15 protein-coding genes and 1 pseudogene are annotated in these 18,034 nt (G+C 63.7%); 6 read left to right on the top strand and 10 right to left on the bottom strand.

Annotated features, from left to right (window positions below; genetic code table 11):
* Positions 1-47: 47 nt before the first annotated feature.
* The 3 genes from ASF98_RS19170 to ASF98_RS24290 all read right to left on the bottom strand — a co-directional run bounded on the left by ASF98_RS19170 (position 48) and on the right by ASF98_RS24290 (position 1,380).
* Positions 48-329: a winged helix-turn-helix transcriptional regulator gene (locus ASF98_RS19170; RefSeq protein WP_055805363.1), complete on the bottom strand. Its 282-nt coding sequence runs from the start codon at positions 327-329 to the stop codon at positions 48-50.
* A complete protein-coding gene (locus ASF98_RS19165) occupies positions 326-730 on the bottom strand; it encodes a VOC family protein (protein ID WP_055805613.1) in 405 nt (134 codons plus the stop codon). Before ASF98_RS19165 ends, ASF98_RS19170 begins: the two co-directional genes overlap by 4 nt.
* Positions 731-1,086: 356 nt before the next feature.
* Positions 1,087-1,380, bottom strand: a complete 294-nt coding sequence (locus tag ASF98_RS24290; RefSeq protein WP_156372475.1) for a hypothetical protein — start codon at positions 1,378-1,380, stop codon at positions 1,087-1,089.
* Positions 1,381-2,252: 872 nt separating this feature from the next.
* On the opposite strand from ASF98_RS24290, the gene ASF98_RS19160 reads away from it, so the two are divergent.
* The 3 genes from ASF98_RS19160 to ASF98_RS19150 all read left to right on the top strand — a co-directional run bounded on the left by ASF98_RS19160 (position 2,253) and on the right by ASF98_RS19150 (position 5,952).
* Positions 2,253-3,176 (top strand): phosphotransferase family protein, encoded by a 924-nt coding sequence (locus tag ASF98_RS19160; RefSeq protein WP_055805361.1) that lies wholly within the window; start codon positions 2,253-2,255, stop codon positions 3,174-3,176.
* 608 nt (positions 3,177-3,784) lie between these two features.
* Positions 3,785-4,381 (top strand): recombinase family protein, encoded by a 597-nt coding sequence (locus ASF98_RS19155; RefSeq protein WP_055805359.1) that lies wholly within the window; start codon positions 3,785-3,787, stop codon positions 4,379-4,381.
* A 365-nt stretch (positions 4,382-4,746) separates the two neighbouring features.
* Entirely contained in the window at positions 4,747-5,952 is a 1,206-nt protein-coding gene (locus tag ASF98_RS19150; RefSeq protein WP_442854052.1) for an IS110 family transposase, read from the top strand.
* Positions 5,953-6,348: 396 nt separating this feature from the next.
* Here the strand turns inward: ASF98_RS19150 and ASF98_RS24460 are convergent, their stop codons facing one another.
* The 5 genes from ASF98_RS24460 to ASF98_RS19125 all read right to left on the bottom strand — a co-directional run bounded on the left by ASF98_RS24460 (position 6,349) and on the right by ASF98_RS19125 (position 11,840).
* Positions 6,349-7,704, bottom strand: coding sequence for a sensor domain-containing phosphodiesterase (locus tag ASF98_RS24460; RefSeq protein WP_235506081.1), 1,356 nt, complete (start codon positions 7,702-7,704; stop codon positions 6,349-6,351).
* A gap of 646 nt (positions 7,705-8,350) precedes the next feature.
* A complete protein-coding gene (locus ASF98_RS24455; protein ID WP_055805350.1) occupies positions 8,351-9,421 on the bottom strand; it encodes a WxL protein peptidoglycan domain-containing protein in 1,071 nt (356 codons plus the stop codon).
* A 59-nt stretch (positions 9,422-9,480) separates the two neighbouring features.
* Entirely contained in the window at positions 9,481-10,041 is a 561-nt protein-coding gene (locus ASF98_RS24450) for a hypothetical protein (protein WP_055805347.1), read from the bottom strand.
* A gap of 91 nt (positions 10,042-10,132) precedes the next feature.
* Positions 10,133-10,756 carry a WxL domain-containing protein gene (locus tag ASF98_RS19130; RefSeq protein ID WP_055805345.1) on the bottom strand — a complete coding sequence of 208 codons (624 nt, stop codon included), beginning with the start codon at positions 10,754-10,756 and terminating at the stop codon, positions 10,133-10,135.
* 862 nt (positions 10,757-11,618) lie between these two features.
* Positions 11,619-11,840, bottom strand: coding sequence for a hypothetical protein (locus tag ASF98_RS19125; protein WP_055805342.1), 222 nt, complete (start codon positions 11,838-11,840; stop codon positions 11,619-11,621).
* 520 nt (positions 11,841-12,360) lie between these two features.
* Here ASF98_RS19125 and ASF98_RS19120 point away from each other — a divergent pair.
* A complete protein-coding gene (locus ASF98_RS19120; RefSeq protein WP_156372472.1) occupies positions 12,361-12,789 on the top strand; it encodes a hypothetical protein in 429 nt (142 codons plus the stop codon).
* Between the two features lie 574 nt (positions 12,790-13,363).
* A pseudogene (locus ASF98_RS19115) lies at positions 13,364-14,407 on the top strand (IS110 family transposase); the annotation flags it as partial.
* 390 nt (positions 14,408-14,797) lie between these two features.
* Here the strand turns inward: ASF98_RS19115 and ASF98_RS19110 are convergent.
* Both ASF98_RS19110 and merA read right to left on the bottom strand, forming a co-directional pair.
* Positions 14,798-15,319 (bottom strand): DinB family protein, encoded by a 522-nt coding sequence (locus tag ASF98_RS19110; protein ID WP_055805337.1) that lies wholly within the window; start codon positions 15,317-15,319, stop codon positions 14,798-14,800.
* A gap of 64 nt (positions 15,320-15,383) precedes the next feature.
* Complete coding sequence (gene merA / locus ASF98_RS19105) at positions 15,384-16,829, bottom strand: mercury(II) reductase (protein WP_055805334.1); 1,446 nt, start codon at positions 16,827-16,829, stop codon at positions 15,384-15,386.
* 189 nt (positions 16,830-17,018) lie between these two features.
* On the opposite strand from merA, the gene ASF98_RS19100 reads away from it, so the two are divergent.
* Positions 17,019-17,408: a heavy metal-responsive transcriptional regulator gene (locus ASF98_RS19100; protein ID WP_055805331.1), complete on the top strand. Its 390-nt coding sequence runs from the start codon at positions 17,019-17,021 to the stop codon at positions 17,406-17,408.
* Positions 17,409-18,034 lie beyond the last annotated feature (626 nt).

The following is an 18,034-nucleotide window of genomic DNA, read 5'->3' as shown; positions in this document are numbered from 1 at the left end:
CAGAGCCCAGCCAACTCATCGAAGCGCGTCGCGATTCCGCGCCACGCCTAGGCCTCATCGCTGCCCCAGCGTCCTAGCGCGATGATCGCCTCACGCAAGGCAAGCCCGCGATCGGTCAGCGCATAGGCCCGGGTGTTGTGCCGGAGGGGCAGACGGGACAGTATCCCGGCGGCTTCGAGCTCGCGCAGGCGGGTCGCGAGAATGTTCGTCGGCACTCCGAGGTCGCGCTGCAGATCGCCGTAGCGCTGCGGCCCGTCGAGCAGCCGCTCCACGATGAGCAAGGCCCACCGTGCTCCAACGATATCGAGGGCCGCGGCGAGGTCGCTCACTCGGGCGGATCGGCGTCCGGTTTCATCCAAAACGGCGAGTAGTGGTAGCCGTCAGGGTCGTCGAACTGGCGCTGGTACATGAAGGGGTAGTCGTCGGTGTCACCGATCCGCCCTCCGGCGGCGCCGGCGCGTTCGACTAGCTCGTCGACCGCCTCGCGGCTGCCGAGGTCGAACGAGACCGTGACCTTCGATGGCGTGTCGGGTCCGCCGACCAGCTCCTCGGCGCCGCCGACGCTCGCGTACATCTCGCGGCTGCCGAGCATGACGTACTGCTCGGGCGCGATCGCGAAGCATGACACGTTGTGATCGGACATTTCTGGGCTGAGGCTCCAGCCCAGGGCGGTGTAGAAGGCGGTCGCGCGCTCGACGCTCTCGACCGGGCAGGTGATGAAGAGGCTCATGCGCATAATACTTGCAAAATGCAAGTGTCACGTCAAGATCTCTGCCGCGCGGTCCGCAACTGCAGGCTTGTAGGAGGGGCGTGTAGGAGCACCTTCAGAGGTTCGGGCGAGCAAATGGGTGCCCGACCGTGCGTTGATTTTCAGCAGTAAATGGCGGCGTTTTGGCCGCGCTATTTGTCGCGCTCCCATGGGCCAGCTAAAAATTGTCTCGAAACCCTAGGGTTTCGAGGCAGTGAGGTTTCGAGACGCAGGAATTCAGCTGTCCCGCAAGGGGAATCCTTCACCGGACACCACGACGCTCGGTCTTGAGGCACAGCGAAATAGAACGTAATTCAGGCTTGGCCCATGTCGGTTGGCTAGTCGGTTCTTGAGAGCTCCAAAAGGAAGTCCAGGGTGGTTTGGCCAGCCAGTACAGCCGAAACATGAGCTTCACCTAAGCCGGCCTCAGCCGCGATTGCGAGTGGAGATATGCCTGCGGCACCCAGGTCTCGCAGAGCCGCATCTAGTTTGCGGGCATGGTCTTGAGCGGCCAGGAGAAGGGCTTGCAGAGAAACACCGTTTTCTCTAGCAACCGCAATCAATTCGGCATCCGGAGCCTTCCAAGGGGGGTCCTCGGAAGAGAACTTGGACTCGAAAGGCTGATCAGTCATGGAACCATTGTCCAACCGTCTCAGACCCTAGGGATTCGGGTCGCTGAAGTTATGAGGCACAGGAATTCAGATCTCCCGTAACCGGATCGTCCACCGCGAATACGCAGGACAGATGCGCATGGGGTCCATTTGTGGCGCCAACAGCCGGCTCGCTGAACGATGTCCCACATGTGATTGCTAGCGATGTTCTTCCGTAGTCCCTCCGGCGCTAATTACGCGCACGACGCGACGAGCGAAGTAAACGACGGCCGCCGCGCTTACGACGCCCAAGATCCACGTCCCTTCGATCCCGAGCATCGGACCACTAGTGCAGGTACCGGCGGCGCCCGACTCAATCACGTAGTCAAAGCACTCACCTCCCCGTGATCCGATGAAGAAGGCGTTTAAAACGATTACGCCCAGGATCGCTAGCGCCCAAGGCCACCACCGCGGTGATCGATACGCTGCAGTTGCGTCCATGAACCGACCTTACACACGGGGCAGCAAAATATCAGGCCTTCTAGGTCTCAATCTGAGCACCTCGAACCACCGGAATGGCAGGCGTTATTAGGCGGCTCGCCAGCGCCCGCAAGCCGGTCGTCCGGTGTGCAGCCAGGCATGCTTTCTGCACGGATCCAGTAGCCCTGCCTCGATGCGCACGTTTTCCGGCGCACGATGCCATGTACGGAGAGGGTGCCCTTAACGCTACCTCCAGGAGGTTGTCTCGAAACCCTTGGGTTTCGAGGCGCAGAGGATTCGAGACACCGAATCGGGCTCAGGCGTGTTTGGTAAGTGGTCGGGCTGTGGCCGTTCGTCGGCGTGGCGGTGACAGTGAGCATGCATTGCGGGAAAGTTCGGTGCATCGATGAACTGCCAGCTCATAGAATGAGTGGGTGAACCTTTCGCATCTCGGCGCGCCGATCGGGCCGATGATTCGTGTCCACGGCGGGTTCGCCAACCGGATGTACCGGCTCGACACCGACCAGGGGTCGTTCGCGGTGAAGGAGTTGAACCTCGTCGACCGCCGCTGGACCTATCGCGTCGAGGACGTGTTCAGGTTTGAGCGGGCGGCGTTCGCTGCTGGCATTCCGATGCCAGAGCCGATCTCGGCCAGCCACTACACGCTCGTTCACCGATGGGTCGAAGGCGAGAAGGTGCCCGAAGCGCCAGTGTCGGCTGTGTACGCGTTTGAGATCGGTGAGATCCTCGCGCGCGTCCACGCGCTCGACGTCGCGTGGACCCATGTGTCGATCGAGGACCCGACGTCACGGGACTGGTCCGAGCTCGCCGCGAGGGCGGCGGCGACCGGACAGCCGTGGGCCGACGAGCTCGCCTCTCACGTCGAGACGTTCCTCGCGATTGCCCACTTCGTCGACACCTGCGAACGGCCAGGCCCCGTCGTGCTGACCCACAGGGACATCCAACCGTGGAATCTGCTCGCTCGAGAGGGTCGGCCGGTGGTGCTCGACTGGGAGCTCTCGGGGATGCTCGACCTGTCCAGTGAGCTCGGCTCGACCGCGCTGAGCCTCGCGAAGGGACCTGGCTTCGACGACATCAAGCCCGCCATTTTCGGCTCGGTTCTCGACGGCTATGTCGCGGGGGGCGGAGCGCTGCCGCCGTCAGGTTCAAGCTGGTTTGTGTTCATGATCGGCGCCTGGCTGGGGCACACGAGGTGGAACATCCTCCGGTGCCTCGCCGGTGTCGAGGCAAGCACCGGCCCTGACCTCGCGCTGTCGCACGAGTCCGTGCGCAACGGGGTGCGCGGCCTCCCCGACCTGTTCGGCCGACTTCCGGAGCTCGAGGCGCTGCTCGTGTGACAGTGACCTGCGTCGGTGCTTGGTACGCGGCGTAAGGCGCGCTCCCGATTCCGCCCAAGGTCATAGTCGATGACCTGCACCGACGCGGACGCGCGGACACCCGCATCGAACCGGCCAGGACACCGGAGGCGGTCTCGGAGTGCCCAAATGAACTGTCCGATTTATCACCCTGTGAAGGTCCCCAAACTTGAGCATTACGTGCGTCTCACAACCCCTGGGAAACGAGACATCTCGACGAGCGGATAGTCGTCTGACCTGCACAGTCACAGATTTTCTGCGGAACTTTGGACGCGCGATGGCAAGGGCGATTCTCGTATCTATGTCTCATAACCCCTTGGCGAAAATCGAGTACTCATCCTTAGTTATGAGACAGCTGAACGGGCGCCGGCCGGGAGCTGATTAGGGCGCGAGGCGCGGAAGAAAACAAATTTCTTAGTTCGGCTGCCTAGCGTCTTGAAAAACAACAGCTTTCCAAGACATCGACCCGCGGCCCTATACGCCGGCCGAGGAGCTGAGAAAGTAGGGCCCACTGATGTCTCGCTAACGCGTCTCACCAAGAATCGTCTCAGCGAGGGTGCTCCCGAGACTTTCCGAGTCAGAATGGCTTTGTGAGGCAACTGGGTTATACGCGCGTCAGTACTTCCGGTCAGGATGCCCAGCTGCAGCTGGACGCGCTGGTCGCCGCCGGCGTGCAGAAACGCGACGTCTTCGCCGACGTCACCTCGGGAAGCAAGGCGGCAATCGAGCGGCCCGGCATGAAAAGACTCCTCGAGTACGCCGAGGAGGGCGACACCGTGGTCGTGTGGCGAGTCGACCGGTTGGGCCGATCGCTGATCGACGTGCTCAACACCGTGACCCTGCTGCGCGACCGCGGCATTCACGTCCGATCCATCTCGGACGGCATTGACCCCGCGACCTCGACGGGCCGGCTGATGCTCAACATGCTCGCCACCCTCGCCGAGTATGAACGCGAACTGATCGTCGAGAGAGTCAACGCAGGCATCGCCGCCGCAAGACAGAACGGAACCCGCTTCGGCCGGCCCGTGTCTGACCCGGCCGTCATCGCGGACAAGCTGGCGATCGCCCAGGACGCCCGAGCGAAGGGACGCACCGCGGAAGACGCCGCCCGGCTCGTGGGCTGGAGCCGCGCAACGCTCTATCGCCACCAGCAAGCCCTCGCTGCACGCGAGAGCACCACAAAATAAGTGCGACTGAACGGCCGGTGACGGAGGCCTTCATTTTCCAGCCTCGCCCACGTAGCGCCCGAGTTGGGCCCTCGGACCTCGCTGCGCTCGGGCTGTAAAGCTCTTTTTTCTCTTTTTGCTGCTGTCCTTATGTTGTTACCGGGTGAAGTTCCGCGGCCATTGTAGGGTCGTGGCTACCCAGGGGAGGCGGGTATGGCTTTGTTGCTGTGGCCGGACGACTCGTGCGTGACGGCTTCGTAGGATTGGCCGCCCGCCACCCCGCGATGACCCGACCGCTGATTGAGAGACGCGACATGATCGCCGGATAAGGACACGACGGCGCGGTTATCTGCCGGGCACCTGTAATCAAGGGAATGGAGGCTGTTTTGGTGAAACTGTGGGCCGGTATCGACGCCGGCAAAGCCCATCATCACTGCGTCGTAATCGACGCCGACGGAACCCGGCTGCTCTCGCAGAAAATCCCCAACGACGAACCGGCCCTGCTCGAGCTCATCGCCAACGTCCTGAAACTGGCCGGCGGGGACGAGGTGCTCTGGGCCACCGACCTGAACCACGGCGGACCGGCGCTGCTGATCGCCCTGCTCGTCGCCCACGGCCAGAACATCCTCTACATCCCGGGCCGGATCGTCCACCACGCCTCCCGCCTTTACCGCGGCGAGGGCAAAACCGATGCGAAAGATGCCGCCGTGATAGCGGACCAGGCCCGGATGCGCCGTGACCTGCAACCCCTGCGGGCCGGGGACGAGACCAGCACCGGGCTGCGGATCCTCACCGCCCGGCGGGCCGATAAATCCGCGGACCGGGTCCGGGCGATCAACCGCCTGCAGGCCCAGCTGCTGGAATACTTCCCGGCCCTGGAACGGGCCTTTGACTACAGCCGCTCCAAAGCCGCGTTGTTCCTGCTGACCAGATACCGGACCCCGGACGGGATCCGCCGCACCGGGCAGGCCAGACTCCACGCCTGGCTGAAGAAACACGGCGCACGGTCCAGCGCCGCGGTCGCCCAGGCCGCCGTTGATGCCGCGAAGTCCCAGCACACCACCGTCCCGGCCCAGCACCTCGGAGAACAGATTGTCGCCGCCCTCGCCCGGGAAATCATGACCCTGGACAAGGAACTGGCCGAGCTGGACGCGCTGATCAGCGAGAAGGTCACCGAGCACCGGCACGCCCGGACCCTGCTGAGCATGCCAGGGTTCGGCCCAGTTCTCGCCGCCGAGTTCCTGGGCGCCACCGGCGGCGACCTCACCGTCTTCCAATCCGCCGACCGGTTCGCAGGCGTCGTCGGGCTGGCACCGGCCCCCAGGGACTCCGGACGGATCAGCGGAAACCACCACCGGCCCCGGCGCTACGACCGGAGGCTGCTGCGCGTCTTCTACCTCTCAGGGCTCTCGGCCCTGAAGAGCTGTTCCGCATCCCGGAGGTACTACGACCGTAAACGTGCCGAAGGCAAAACCCACGTCCAGGCCATGCTCTCCCTGGCCCGGCGAAGGTTGAACGTCCTCTGGGCCATGCTCCGCGACGGCACCACCTACACCCCGGCCCCTGCGGCATCACCACCAGTGGCCGCCTGACCGCTGACCGCTGACCGCCGGTTAGCCCGGTGCCGGCAACGGCCGGGAGGGTGCGCGCGCGTACTACTTCGGGTCCGCAGCAGGTCAGCGGTCCTCCGACATGGAAATGAATGCGCTGATCGCGATGGTCGGACTCACGAAGTCTCCAACCATGTATCTGGTGTCGCTTTCGTTCTGCTCAGTACTGGGGGGGGGGACGCGGTGGGCCGTCCAGTCGGTCCGGTGGGTTCAGGTGCGGCCGCGGCGGGCGATGGCGGTGACATCTGTTCTTCGAATGGCCGGATCCCAAGGCTGGCGGAGTGGTTCGGGCTCCTCAGGCGCGATCAGCGTTAGGCGCGCCCGGCCCGACAAAGGTCCACCCTTGTGGGGGCGGACAATCCCGACGCCTATCCGTCATCACGATGGTCCGGGACCGGGTGACGCGCGTTCATCGGGTGGCCTTGACTCCCGGGTGGAGGCCTGATGCCACGCTGCCCATTCCCGCGGGTGGACAGATGGCCGGCCGAGAAGGTAGCCCTGTCCGGCAGCCATCCCGAGCCCGGTGACTGCAGCGAGCTCTGCCTGTGTTTCGATGCCTTCCGCGACGAGGGTGGCGCCGATCCGTCTGGCGAATTCGGCCAGGGCGGCGCCGAGGGCGCGTTGGCCCTGATCATCGTCGATCCCCGCGGTGAGGCTGCGGTCCAGCTTGATGATGTCGGGCCGGACGTGGAGGACGTGGCGCATGGAGGCGAAGCCCGAGCCGGCGTCGTCGACGGCAATGCGCAGCCCGCGCTCCCGCAGCGGCGCCAGGGCAGCGATGAGGGGACCGTATTCCGGCACTTCGAGCCGTTCGGTCTGCTCCAGTACCATCCGGTCCAGGGGCAGGGACGAACGCTCCAGTAGTCCGGGGAGTCCCGGGTCCAGACAGGTGGCCGGGGAAATGTTCAGGGCTACGTAAATGAGCGGCGGCAGCTCCCGTGCGGCCTCCAGCGCTGTCGTCAGGGCGGCGAATTCGAGCTCTGCGGAGAGGCCAACGGCGGCGGCCTCCTGGAACCAGTACTCCGCGCCTGCGCCGTCATCGCTGACAAACCGCGACAGCGCCTCCACTCCGATGAGGTGCCCGGTGCCCAGACTGTGGATGGGCTGGAAGGCCGTCAGCAGCAACTTCCCGTCGATGATCTCGCGGATCTGGTTTTGGCTGCGCGAAGCGGCTGCTTCCTGTGCGGTCTCCCGGGGGAGCATCCGGCTGGTCCCGTCGAAGCCACCAGGCTGTCCGTCAGCAGCCGGGCGGATACCACCGGATACTTCCATCCAGACTGTGCTGCCGTCGCGGTGTCGGCAGCGCACGGTGAGCCCGTTCCACGAGGAACCTTCCCGGCCAAGGGAGATCGCCACGGCCCCACGTGCCCTGGCGAGATCGTCCGGGTCGATGATCACGCTGCAGGGCTCACCGATGAGTTCTGCAGGCAGATAACCAAGAAGATCCGCGCTGGTCTGGCTGGAGAACGTGAATTTCCACTCGTCATCGACCGCCCATATCCATTCATGGCTGGTGCTCAGCACCCTGTCCAATAACCGGGAAACATTCCCGGTATGGATTCTCTCCGAGCGGTGATTCCTGCGGAAACGCAGGGCCACGAGGCAGACCATGACGATCGGCATCAGGACCAGCGAGCCTGCCACCACCCGGACGCCGAGGTGTTCCAGTACCTCTGCCGGATCCAGGATCACGACGGCGCCGGCGGCCAGCACGAAGACCACCTGGACAGTCAATACGCAGACTAAAATATCCCCAGCCCGCGGCGTATTCGATTCTCTCTCTGTCATACCTCAGCCCCCCTGTCTGCTTGACTGAGCCTACCGCCGGGTCCGCGCGCAGCATGCAGGGCGCGGGGCGCCGCTGCAGGTCCGTGGACGACGGCGCCGCGCGAGCCAGTGCGCTGTTGCCGTGGCGATGCGGCCAGCGCCTGCCATTTCATGCCATTCACGTGCGCCGGGCTACCGTCTCGCCTGGGGCCGAGAGCGGGCTTATGTTCTGCGCCCCGGAAGCGGGCGCCCAGAACCGTGCTGACCAGCCCCAGCGTCGGCAGGGCCTCGACGACTATGGCTTGACCGGGGGTGAACCCTTCGAGGGATGGGTGCGGCCGAGATGGTCCGTGAGGCCTAAGGTCAGGCGGAGGACGGTCGCAGCCGAACCTTCAAGAGGGCCGTCAGGTCCGGGCCCGGCGCTTCTTCCACGGGCGCAAAGGCGAACTGCACCGGGCCTTCTACGGCGCGGGACAGGAAGACCAGCTCGGCTGACCTGCGGAGACTTTCAGCACCCAGACATGTAAAACGAACAAACGTTACCGTTCGCCGACAAGGGACGGCTTCGCGCCAGTTACCGCGAGGTGGTCCCGACCCCGGAATCCACCGTTATTCAGACAGTCCCGTCCGCTGAGTCAGCTCTGGACGCAGTCCCCCTGCGGTTGCTTTTGCGTGCAGTGCGTCGTCGGCTCCTGCGGATGAGGAGATAGAGGGCGGCCAAAGCGCCCAAGGCGGCCAAGGCGATGAGGTAGGGGTTGATGCCGGTGCCGGCGTCCTGCATAATCTGGGGCAGCTGTCCTTGCTGGGCCCCGCTGGAGCTCAAGGCGGCGTCCTCGGCCACCGTGAACGGCAGGTCAGCGCCTGTGGCGCTGACCTTGGTGGTCGGGTCGGTCAGGGTGATGCCGGCCGTGTAGTCACCGGGTTTCAGCTTCCCGGCCAAAGTGGTTTCCACCAACGTCCCGGCATGGGCGTAGAGGGAGTCCATGGTCACGGGTGCCTGGCTGATGGTTTTACCGTTGTGGTCGCGGATCACCAGGTTGCCGGCGGGTTTGAGATTGCTGTTGCCGGTGTTGGTGATCTGGACGTCGATTACGGAGCGTTCAGCGGTGATCTTGTGGCTGGCGGTTCCAAGGGTGAATGCGGGCTCGAGCGGGCCGGGAACGCGGATGGATACGGCGACGGCCTGGCGGACGATCTGGTTCAGGACAACGGTTCCTGAACCCTGAATCGGGACGTCGTTTTCCAGGATAAGGCTGCTGATGTATTCCCCGGGTGCGGTGCCCGCGGGCACGGACACGATGAAGGTGCGGATGTTGGCCTGACCGGCGGGCAGTTGCAGGACCTGAGTGGGGTAGGACAGCCACGTCGTGGTCCCGGTAGGGGTGCTGTCCCGGTCTTTCGCACCGAATCCGCCGTTGACGATGGAGTATGCGTCAGCGGCGTAGGTCCGGGCGGGTATGGCTGCGGATCCGTTGTTGCCCAGCTCCGCTTTCAGCTGCTGGCTCTGGCCGGGCTTGATTGTCAGATTGAAATAGGAACCTGGCTGGTCCACGGGTTTGAGGCTGAGTTTGACGGGCTGCTGCTCATCTGCCGCGGCGATCGTGACGGGGCCGCCCAGGGCAGCGATCAGGCATCCGAGTGCCAGCAGGATTCGGGCGAAGCGCCGGCGGGATGGCTTGGGCATGGAGGGCTGCTTTCGGAAGATTCGAGGAGTACTGCCGGACGTCAGGCGCGCGCCTGACGTCAGGGTCCGGTGCTGATGGTCGTCGTGAGGGTCGCTGTGTAGGTCCCGGCCCTGGTGTACGCAGGGATGGTCAGGGACAGGGCGATTCCCTGGGTGTAGGTCCCGGCCCCGTATCCGGAATTTGCTTGCAGGACCTTGCGCGGCGTATCCAAAGAACCGGCCGGAGAAGCGGCTGCCTTGGGGCCGCCGGTCGGGTGGATCGGCTGGCTGCCGGTCCGGGCCACCGGCGCCTCGACGGAGGCGACGGACAGGTTCGCAGCGGGAATGCTCGTTCCCTGGTTCGGTCCGCTGTAGACCAGGGCGGAAGTTTGCTCTGTGACATTCCAGCCGACGCCGAGGAGGTTTAGCCCTAGTGCGTACAGTGAGCTGTCCTCTGCGGTCAGGACAGCGCGGCCGGAGGTCGTCTGCGGGTAGTGGGAGTACGGTACTGCCGGCATTTCCAGGTTCTCCACGCTCGCCGTAAGCGCCGCGGAAGCCGGCACGGCCAGGGCCAGCACGGCCAGCACCGCGATGGGCAGCGCAACGGGGGCCGCCCCTAAGCGTGGGCGTTTGGCACGCATAACCTTCACCGTTTTTCTTCGGGACGCAGAGGCTGCAGAGGACGGGCGTCATCAGGCCCCGGCCCTGCAGCCTCTTACTTTAGCCTCTGGCCTACGGAGCCGCGGTGATCGTGGTGGTCAGGGTTCCCGTGTAGGTGCCGGCGCGGCTATTGGCAGGAACGGCCAGGTTGACATTGATTGCCTGCGAATAGGTGCCCTGCCCGAAGGAGGCACCGGCCCGCAGCACCGTCACAGGTCCATCCAGGGTGCCAGTCACACCAGTGTCGATGTTTCCGCTCTGCGGCCCGGTCGGTGCCACGTCGGTGCCGGTGGCATCGATCGCCTGGCCGGCGCTGGAGGTGACAGCCCCGACCGAGGTGATGGAGAAGTTAGCGGCCGGGATCGCAGTGCCGCTGTTTCCCCCAGCAGTGTACGCAAAGCTGCTGACCTGCTCGGTGACGTTCCAGCCGGCACCGGTGCCGGTGGAGTCGTCGACGGACAGGGTCATTACCCCGGTGTTGAGAGCGGTTCCCGAGTGCGAGGTGGCGACGTCAGCCAAGGCAAGATCGGCGACGGACGCAGTCCTGGATCCTCCGGTCACCGTCTGGGTGATCGAATCCGCCGCGAAGGCTGACGGGGCGGTGAGCAGGACCCCGGCGGTGAGCGCGGTGACGGCGAGCATCTTGGCTGCGGTTTTGCGGGCGGGGGTGGGGCGGATTGCGAAAACGGGAAGCATGGTTGAGACCTTTGCTTTTCGATACCCGGGGGACGACACGTCCTCCCCCAAGGACCTGCGGACCGGGCGTATGCCCGGTTGGCCCTTGTTGATGAGCGGGACGCCCCGGGCACTTATAAAACGAACAATAGCAGGCATTGACGTTGCACAAGCCATTTATGTGACTTCTGGAGAAACTGTAATCAGATGTAGTCGCGTACTCCTCACCCACGCTCCTACTAAAAGCGCCAGGGGCCTGCTAGGGGTCGGGGGCGGGGACCATCTCGCGAAAAACTGGCGCTAAGTCGTCCCCGGCTGCCGAACGGTTACGTGCTGTCGAACTGGGGCAGAGAAGGATGGGATGCCCGCAGCAGCGCGGCAGTGGCCGAAACCGCTATGGCCGCGCCGAGGGATCAGCCCGCAGCAGTTCCCGCCCAGCGGGCAGGAAAGATGATCGTGGCCGCTGGCACGGGAGATCCTGGACCTGCAAAAGGAACGGGCCGAATTGGATGCCCTTATCTCTGAGCGTGTGGTGGAACACCGCCACACCCGGTCCCTACCCAGCATGCCCGGCCTCGGACCCGTCCTCGCCGTCTTTGAACCGCTCACGGGTTCGCCGGCGTTGCCGGGCTCGCCCCGGCACCCCGGGGCTCCGGCAGGATCACCGGCAATCACCACCGGCCCCGGCGCTACGACCGGGGGCTGCTCCGGGTTGTCTACGTCTCCGGCCTCCTGGCCCTATTACGACCGTAAACGCGGCGAAGGCAACTCCCACATCCAGGCCATGCTCTCCCCGCCGCCTCAACGTCCTCTGGGCCATGTTCCGCGACGGCACCACTTACGCCCCTGTTGCTGCGGAACTGAAGGCTGCGTGATGCCGTCCTTAGCCACTGTAGGAGGCGAGGTGAGGCAAGTGGAGTTCGCTCAGGCGCTCATTGAGGACCAACGCCAGCAGGTTGCAGTCGTGGGTCGATAGCGGAATCAGTCCGTTCAGATATGCATCGACGACCAATAGGCTCTGGTTGCCCCCGTACGCGAAGTACGCTAGCTCGAGGTCTGTGAGCAGGAACGCAACATGAGTCAATTCCTGCTGGTTTTCATCCATCAGAACCCACACTCTTTGACGTCCCGAACTTCGCAGAAGTACGGGATTTCAAGCCCGTTGCTTGATCGCAGGAGAGGCGTTCCTGCGTTTAGCCATAAGGCTACAACTGCGCCCGCGCAGCGGCCACCGTCTCTTCATCGGGGCCACCGCGCACGGCAGTGTTCTCTTCCGGATGGCCGGAAGCTGGCATTACGGGAGACAGCCAGGGGCCGATACGGGCCTCGCTGCGCTCGGGCAGCACAAGCATTTTTCTTTTTCTTTTTGCTGCTGTCCGTTGGATCATACGTGCCCGCTCCACCGGCGCAACCGTCCTGCGGACGGCAGCGCAGCCGATGCCTTGTGGTCGGCGCTGCGCTTCTTTCCTCCCCACAATCCATCTGCTGCTTGCCCTTCGGGTTGCCCCGGTTCCGTCGGGCACAGCTACGCGATGCTCCGCCAGCAGGCAAAAAACATGGTGGGGGAGAGGGATAGCCGATGGTTCAGGCACCCGCCCCGCCCGAGTGAAACGGAGCGTCACCTCATGAGCACACAAACCATGACCCGCACGGCCACGACCGACACCGCCGAACCGGTGACCGCCCCGGCCCTTCCCGCGGACAACAGGACGGGAGACGGGTACGACTGGATGGACACCCTCGAGGGCACCGCCTGGTCCGTGCTGCCGAACTGGGGCAGCGAAGGCTGGGACGCCGGATCCTGGCCCTATGTCATCTTCGCCGTCGCCCGCACCCGGGACGGTTACGGGGAACTGTTCGGCTACGGCACCTGCGTCGAAGGCGATACCTCCACGCACTGGTTCCGCACCCAAGACGCCTGCTTCGAGGCGATCACCGCTGAGGTGTTCTTCCACTGGGCCTGTGGGCAGTCCGACGGTCCGGACAACCTCCCCGTCACGGCCGCCGGGCTGCCAGTGCAGGACCGTAAGCCCTACCCGGGCTGGATGGCCTAAAAGCTCCCCAAGTTCCCCCGGCCAGGCGGCCGGGGGAACGAGAGCGGCACCGCCAACATCCGTTGACAAGATCATTGAGATTCCTTCGGATTATCCATGTCCGCTCCGGCCCCTGATCTCCAAACCCTCCTTCGTCGGGTTCTGCGGCACCGGAAATTCTGCTGCGACGCTCCTTCGTCGCTTATTTCCTCCGCAGATTTTCCGGTGCCTGGCCCTGCGGGTGGAGGGGGCCTCCGTCGGCCACGAGCAAGCAAGCTTGCCAGCAACCAAAAAACAACTGTGAGTCTTTCAGTGGCTGGTCTGGGACTAGCTGGCAGTGTTGATGCCGGCCGTTCTGCCTGACGCGTGACTCGAAAAAACAATTGCCCCCTTGAGGGTGCATTTCCCCCGACTTGTCCGCGCCAGGTGGAGCGACCGGCGTTGACCTGTCCCCACGACGGTGGCTTGATTAGAAGCTTGCCCAGCCCTGCGGTTGTGGCTCATCACAGTATTGCCTCGAAGTGACTCCTCCCAGGTCAGTGCCGGTCGCGATGCGACCAGTCTTGCCCGTTCGAAAGAAAGGAGGGTGGCCGCGTTGACTATCGTTGCGCAGACCCGCCCATTCGTCATCGGCGTGGACTGCCACGCCCGCACCCACACCTACGCCATTATCGACGCCAATACCAAGCGACAGGTCGCGTGCGAGCAGTTCCCGACCACCCAGGCAGGGATCTCCCGCGCACTCACCTGGGTGGGCCGACGGACAGACGGCGATATGGCCTGTCTATGGGCCGTCGAGGGTATCGGCTCCTACGGGGCAGGTTTGGCGAGGGCAGTAGCCGACGCCGGCTACGACGTCGCCGAAGCTCCACGAATGAACGCCCGAGGACGCCGGGGGATCGGCAAATCCGACCCGCTGGACGCCGCAGCCATCGGAACCGCAGTCCTGGCCTTAGAGGAGTCCCAGCTTCGAGTCCCGCGCCGGGGCGAAGGCACCCGTGCCGGACTCAGGATCCTGAACGCAGCACGGGATCAGTTGACCCGGGAACGAACAATGAATGTCAATGCACTCATCGCCCTACTCCGGGCACACGACCTTGGAATCGACGCTCGTAAACCATTGGTTCCCGCCCAGATCGCCACGATCACCAGATGGCGGGAACGACAGGAACCGATCGAACTATCAATCGCACGCGAGGAAGCAGCCCGGCTGGCGCGCCGCGTTCTCGAAGTAACCACACAGCTGACGGCGAACCACAAGCGCATGACAGAACTGATCCAACAAAGCCCCGCTGCGCCGCTGTTGGAGATGATGGGTGCCGGGGCTGTCACAGTCGCCACCGTCCTGACAGCATGGTCGCATCCAGGAAGAGTCCGCAGCGAAGCTGCCTTCGCCTCACTGGCAGGGGTGAATCCCTTGCCCGCCTCAAGCGGTAACACTGTCCGGCACAGGCTCAACCGGGGCGGTGATCGGCGCCTCAACCGAGCCCTGCACACCATCACCATGACCCGGATGGCCCACGACCCCGGAACACGGGACTACGTCACCAAACGCACCCAAGAAGGCCGCAGCTACCGCGAAATCCGCAGATCCCTCAAGCGCTACATCGCCCGAACCCTCTACCGCCAACTCAACACCCTTTACGCCACAGCGGAACCGGCCCGATCCCACCCAGAAGGGGCAGACCCCTGCCAAGAAGGAGCACATCGTCAGCTGCACAGCCTCAGCAATCCTGGTTCTTGAGGTGGTCGGCTAAGTCCCTTGGCCGTGGCGCATGACCCTAATTTGGAAGGCGCATCAATCGGGAGCTTACTCGAACCCCTCAGCGCGACCTGTCGAAACTCGGCTCCCCAGCTATTGCTCGCCTCATATCGCTAGGGTTTTGAGTCGCGGAGGTTTCGAGACACTTGATCAGGGATTAGGAGGGCTCCAACTGCCTACGAAACATCATGTGTGTCGGGGCGGACCCGCCGGTTATGGATCTGCACGGGGGCGATCTTCTCAAGCAGGCAAATGATGCAGCGTGCCTCAGCGCTTAAGACTGAGTTGCCTGGCGTGAAAGTCAAAGTGTTTTGTGGGGTACGCGTAGACGTCCCTGAGCGTCATGGTGGGGGCGAAAAAAGGGTCCCACCGATCTGGGAACGGCATTGACCTGGAGAGCGATTCCTGGCTCTCGCGGTCCATCCTGCGGGTGATGGCGCGGAGCGTCCTGTCCAGTCTCCCGGACATCCGTCGCTTGTTGAAGTACAGGGCTGCAGCGCGGGAGCCCCAGTAATTCACGATGTCAAAGGGGCGGGTGCCCGCGTTTAAGAGTGAAGCGAAGGCCCTGCCGACGCCACTTGGCAGTCGACTGATGAAGTGGACTAGCGGGAGCAGTGCGCGGACGACCATGTAGCCGAAGACCATGTGGAAGAGTAGTTCCTCATTTGTCCACTTGGTGCCGTTGCTCTTGCGGTCAAGCTCGGCGGCAGTGGCGTCCGACAGCAACGCATCAAGGTCGGCTCGTACCCGCCGGTATTCGGCCAGGATGTCTTCCTTGGTCGGTTCCATTTTCCCAGTTCGCCCCTTGCTCGTTTACTCCGGTCACGGTACCCGATCCGAAGAGCACCGCGCCTTATGAGGCGCAGCAGGACAGTTTGGAGACGTCGGTCGTGAAGGATTGCGCGGCGATTTTGATGCCTTCGGCCATGGTCAGGTACGGAGACCAAAGGTTCGCTACCTGGTCTACCGTCATGCCGGCCTCGAGGATGTACACTCCGGCGGCGGCGAGGTCTCCGGCTTCCTTGCCGACCGCTGTGATTCCAAGGATGCGCCCGGTGCTGGTATCAGCGACGATTTTGATGAAGCCGCGGGTATCCCGGTTCACCAGTGCCCGTGGCACGTACTCTAACGGCAGCACCCGGCACTCGCATCGGAGGCCCGCCTCGTTAGCTTCCCTGTCGGTCATACCGACCGCTGCCAAGGCGGGGCTGGTGAACGTGACGCGGGGCAGGTGCCGGTAGTCGACTTCGCGGCCGGCGTTTCTGAAGGCGTTCTCCGCCATCAAGGTCCCGTGCGCGGACGCAACGTAGACGAATTCCCGGTGCCCGGTCACGTCCCCGGCAGCCCAGATCCTGGGGTTGGAGCTGACCAGGGTTTTCTCGACCAGGATTTGGCCGGTGTCACCCGTCTTAACGCCGACTGCATCCAGGTTCAGTCCGTCGGTCACGGCGCGGCGGCCGGTGGCCACCAGCAGCTTCTCTGCCCGGAACTCCTGCTGGGCACCGGCTACTGTGGCCGTGACAATGACCTCTGAGCCGACCGCGTCCGTGCGGACCGATGTCACTGCTGCACGGCGGACCACCCGGATGCCCTCGTCGGTGAAGACACTCACCAGAGCGCGGGAGGCCTCCGGTTCCTCCTGCGAGGCAAGCCGGGAGCGGGCCAATATGGTCACTTTTGATCCGAGGCGGGCAAAAAGCTGCGCCTGTTCCAAAGCCACGTACCCGCCTCCGAAGACGATCAGAGACTCAGGGACCTCGTTCAGTTCCATCGCCGTGGTCGAGGTCAGGTACTCCACCTTATCCAGTCCCGGCACCGGCGGTGCCCATGGGGCCGAGCCAGTTGCGACAAGATAATGGGCAGCGGTCAGGGAGTCGCGGGCGCCGTCAGCTCCGGTGATTTCCAAAGCCGGTTCTTCCGGGGTGCCGGCGAACCCGGCAGTGCCATGGCGCAGGTCCCACCCGTAATCAGCGGCCAAATCCACGTACTTATCCGAGCGCATACCTTCAACCAGGGCCCTCTTGCTTTCCATGAGCGCGCCCATGTCCACAGGGCCGGCCGAGGTGCTGATCCCCGAGAATCGTCCAGTCCCGTCCAACGCAACGTGCCGGGCTTCAGCGGCGGCCAACAGGGCCTTTGAGGGCACGCAGCCGGTGTTCACACAGGTCCCGCCCACTGTTGACCGCTCGATCATCACGACCCGCTTGCCAAGATTGGTGGCACGGATCGCGGCGGCAAAGGCTCCGCCACCCGAACCAATTACGGCCAAATCAAAATCCTGCGGTGCTGCATCAGCCATTGGTCCTCCAGCTACTTTTGCGTGAACACCCGAATCGTCCTTGTTGCGTGCTGTCCTCAGTCTGCACCTTCCCCTGCACGGGAAGGTCAATTCCGGGCCGCAGCTCGTGAGTGGATCCTGCCAATCGGTCACAACCTTCCAGTAGCGTGGAAGGATATAGAAATTTTGGGAGTGAGATTAAGGACCCAGATGCGAATTGGAGAGGCCGCTTCTGCTGTCGGCCTAACAAGCAAGACGATCAGATTCTATGAGGATCGAGGCCTGCTCCCGCCAGCTGCGCGTTCCGCCAATGGTTATCGCGAGTATGGTCCCGACACGATCAGCCGGTTGGAGTTCATCCGCCGTTGCCAAAGCGCCGGACTGACTCTGGCGCAGATCCAAGAAATTCTCCACATCCGGGATAGCGGCACAACCCCATGCACCCGAGTAAGAGACATACTCGGCCAGCAACTCATCGATCTGGACAAGACAATCGCGGAATTAACTGCGCTACGAGCCAGTGTCGCGGAACATTTCAGGACGATCGATGCAGCAGACCCCATTAACTGCGATAAAGAACAGATCTGCAGCTACATCTGACAGCCGCCTGTATCTCCCTGTTGCACTTGTCGATGTCTCACAACCCTTGGGATATGAGGCGTCTCATCGACTGAACGACCACGACGACCGCAGTGCCCTGACTATGTCAACCCAAGCCGGCCCCGGCATGACGGTTATTCTTGGCCCCGGCCGCAGCCGGTCGTCCGCGCCCAAACACGTGAACACCCGCCGGTGGCAGCAGTTGCGGGGCGGTAGCGGCCATGGGGTGAGGGCTAACGCGGCAGGTCTCAGTTGTTGGGGGAGAATCGATGCACGGCGGCAGTCCAGTATGATGTCGTCAATTGAGCAGAGAGGGCGCACGTGGGCGGACTTGCTGGGGGCGCCAACATGCGTCAATCAGGGCTGTCGCTGCCAGTCGTCGCCGCTGTGATCACGATGGTTCTCCTGGTTGCCTGCTCTGCATTGACCTGTCTGGCCGGGATGTACGCAGGCGCAGGAGCAGACACCGGAAGTCAATCGCACGTAATAGCCAGTGCCGACCATCTCTCCCAACGAACACGCTCTTGATACCTCAGCTCCTGATCATCTGAGCGGCGAGGGGCTGGCTGCTCCCGGGGTAGACACCTCAAATGTCGACGTCGAGCCAGCGGAGTCCTTACCTGCCG

Origin of the sequence: Arthrobacter sp. Leaf337 (genome assembly GCF_001423745.1) — a bacterium.
In the GTDB taxonomy this organism is placed as follows: domain Bacteria; phylum Actinomycetota; class Actinomycetes; order Actinomycetales; family Micrococcaceae; genus Arthrobacter.
The sequence above is the reverse complement of the archived record's forward strand: the minus strand, read 5'-3'. Positions and strand labels throughout refer to the sequence as shown.

Bases quoted from the DNA above. Each gene is read 5' to 3' on its own strand.
- ASF98_RS19120 (WP_156372472.1), top strand. From the start codon at position 12,361: ATGAGCACACAAACCATGACCCGCACGGCCACGACCGACACCGCCGAA.
- ASF98_RS19130 (WP_055805345.1), bottom strand. From the start codon at position 10,756: ATGCTTCCCGTTTTCGCAATCCGCCCCACCCCCGCCCGCAAAACCGCA.
- ASF98_RS24455 (WP_055805350.1), bottom strand. From the start codon at position 9,421: ATGCCCAAGCCATCCCGCCGGCGCTTCGCCCGAATCCTGCTGGCACTC.
- ASF98_RS19125 (WP_055805342.1), bottom strand. From the start codon at position 11,840: ATGGATGAAAACCAGCAGGAATTGACTCATGTTGCGTTCCTGCTCACA.
- ASF98_RS19110 (WP_055805337.1), bottom strand. From the start codon at position 15,319: ATGGAACCGACCAAGGAAGACATCCTGGCCGAATACCGGCGGGTACGA.
- ASF98_RS19165 (WP_055805613.1), bottom strand. From the start codon at position 730: ATGAGCCTCTTCATCACCTGCCCGGTCGAGAGCGTCGAGCGCGCGACC.
- ASF98_RS19100 (WP_055805331.1), top strand. From the start codon at position 17,019: ATGCGAATTGGAGAGGCCGCTTCTGCTGTCGGCCTAACAAGCAAGACG.
- merA (WP_055805334.1), bottom strand. From the start codon at position 16,829: ATGGCTGATGCAGCACCGCAGGATTTTGATTTGGCCGTAATTGGTTCG.
- ASF98_RS24290 (WP_156372475.1), bottom strand. From the start codon at position 1,380: ATGACTGATCAGCCTTTCGAGTCCAAGTTCTCTTCCGAGGACCCCCCT.
- ASF98_RS24450 (WP_055805347.1), bottom strand. From the start codon at position 10,041: ATGCGTGCCAAACGCCCACGCTTAGGGGCGGCCCCCGTTGCGCTGCCC.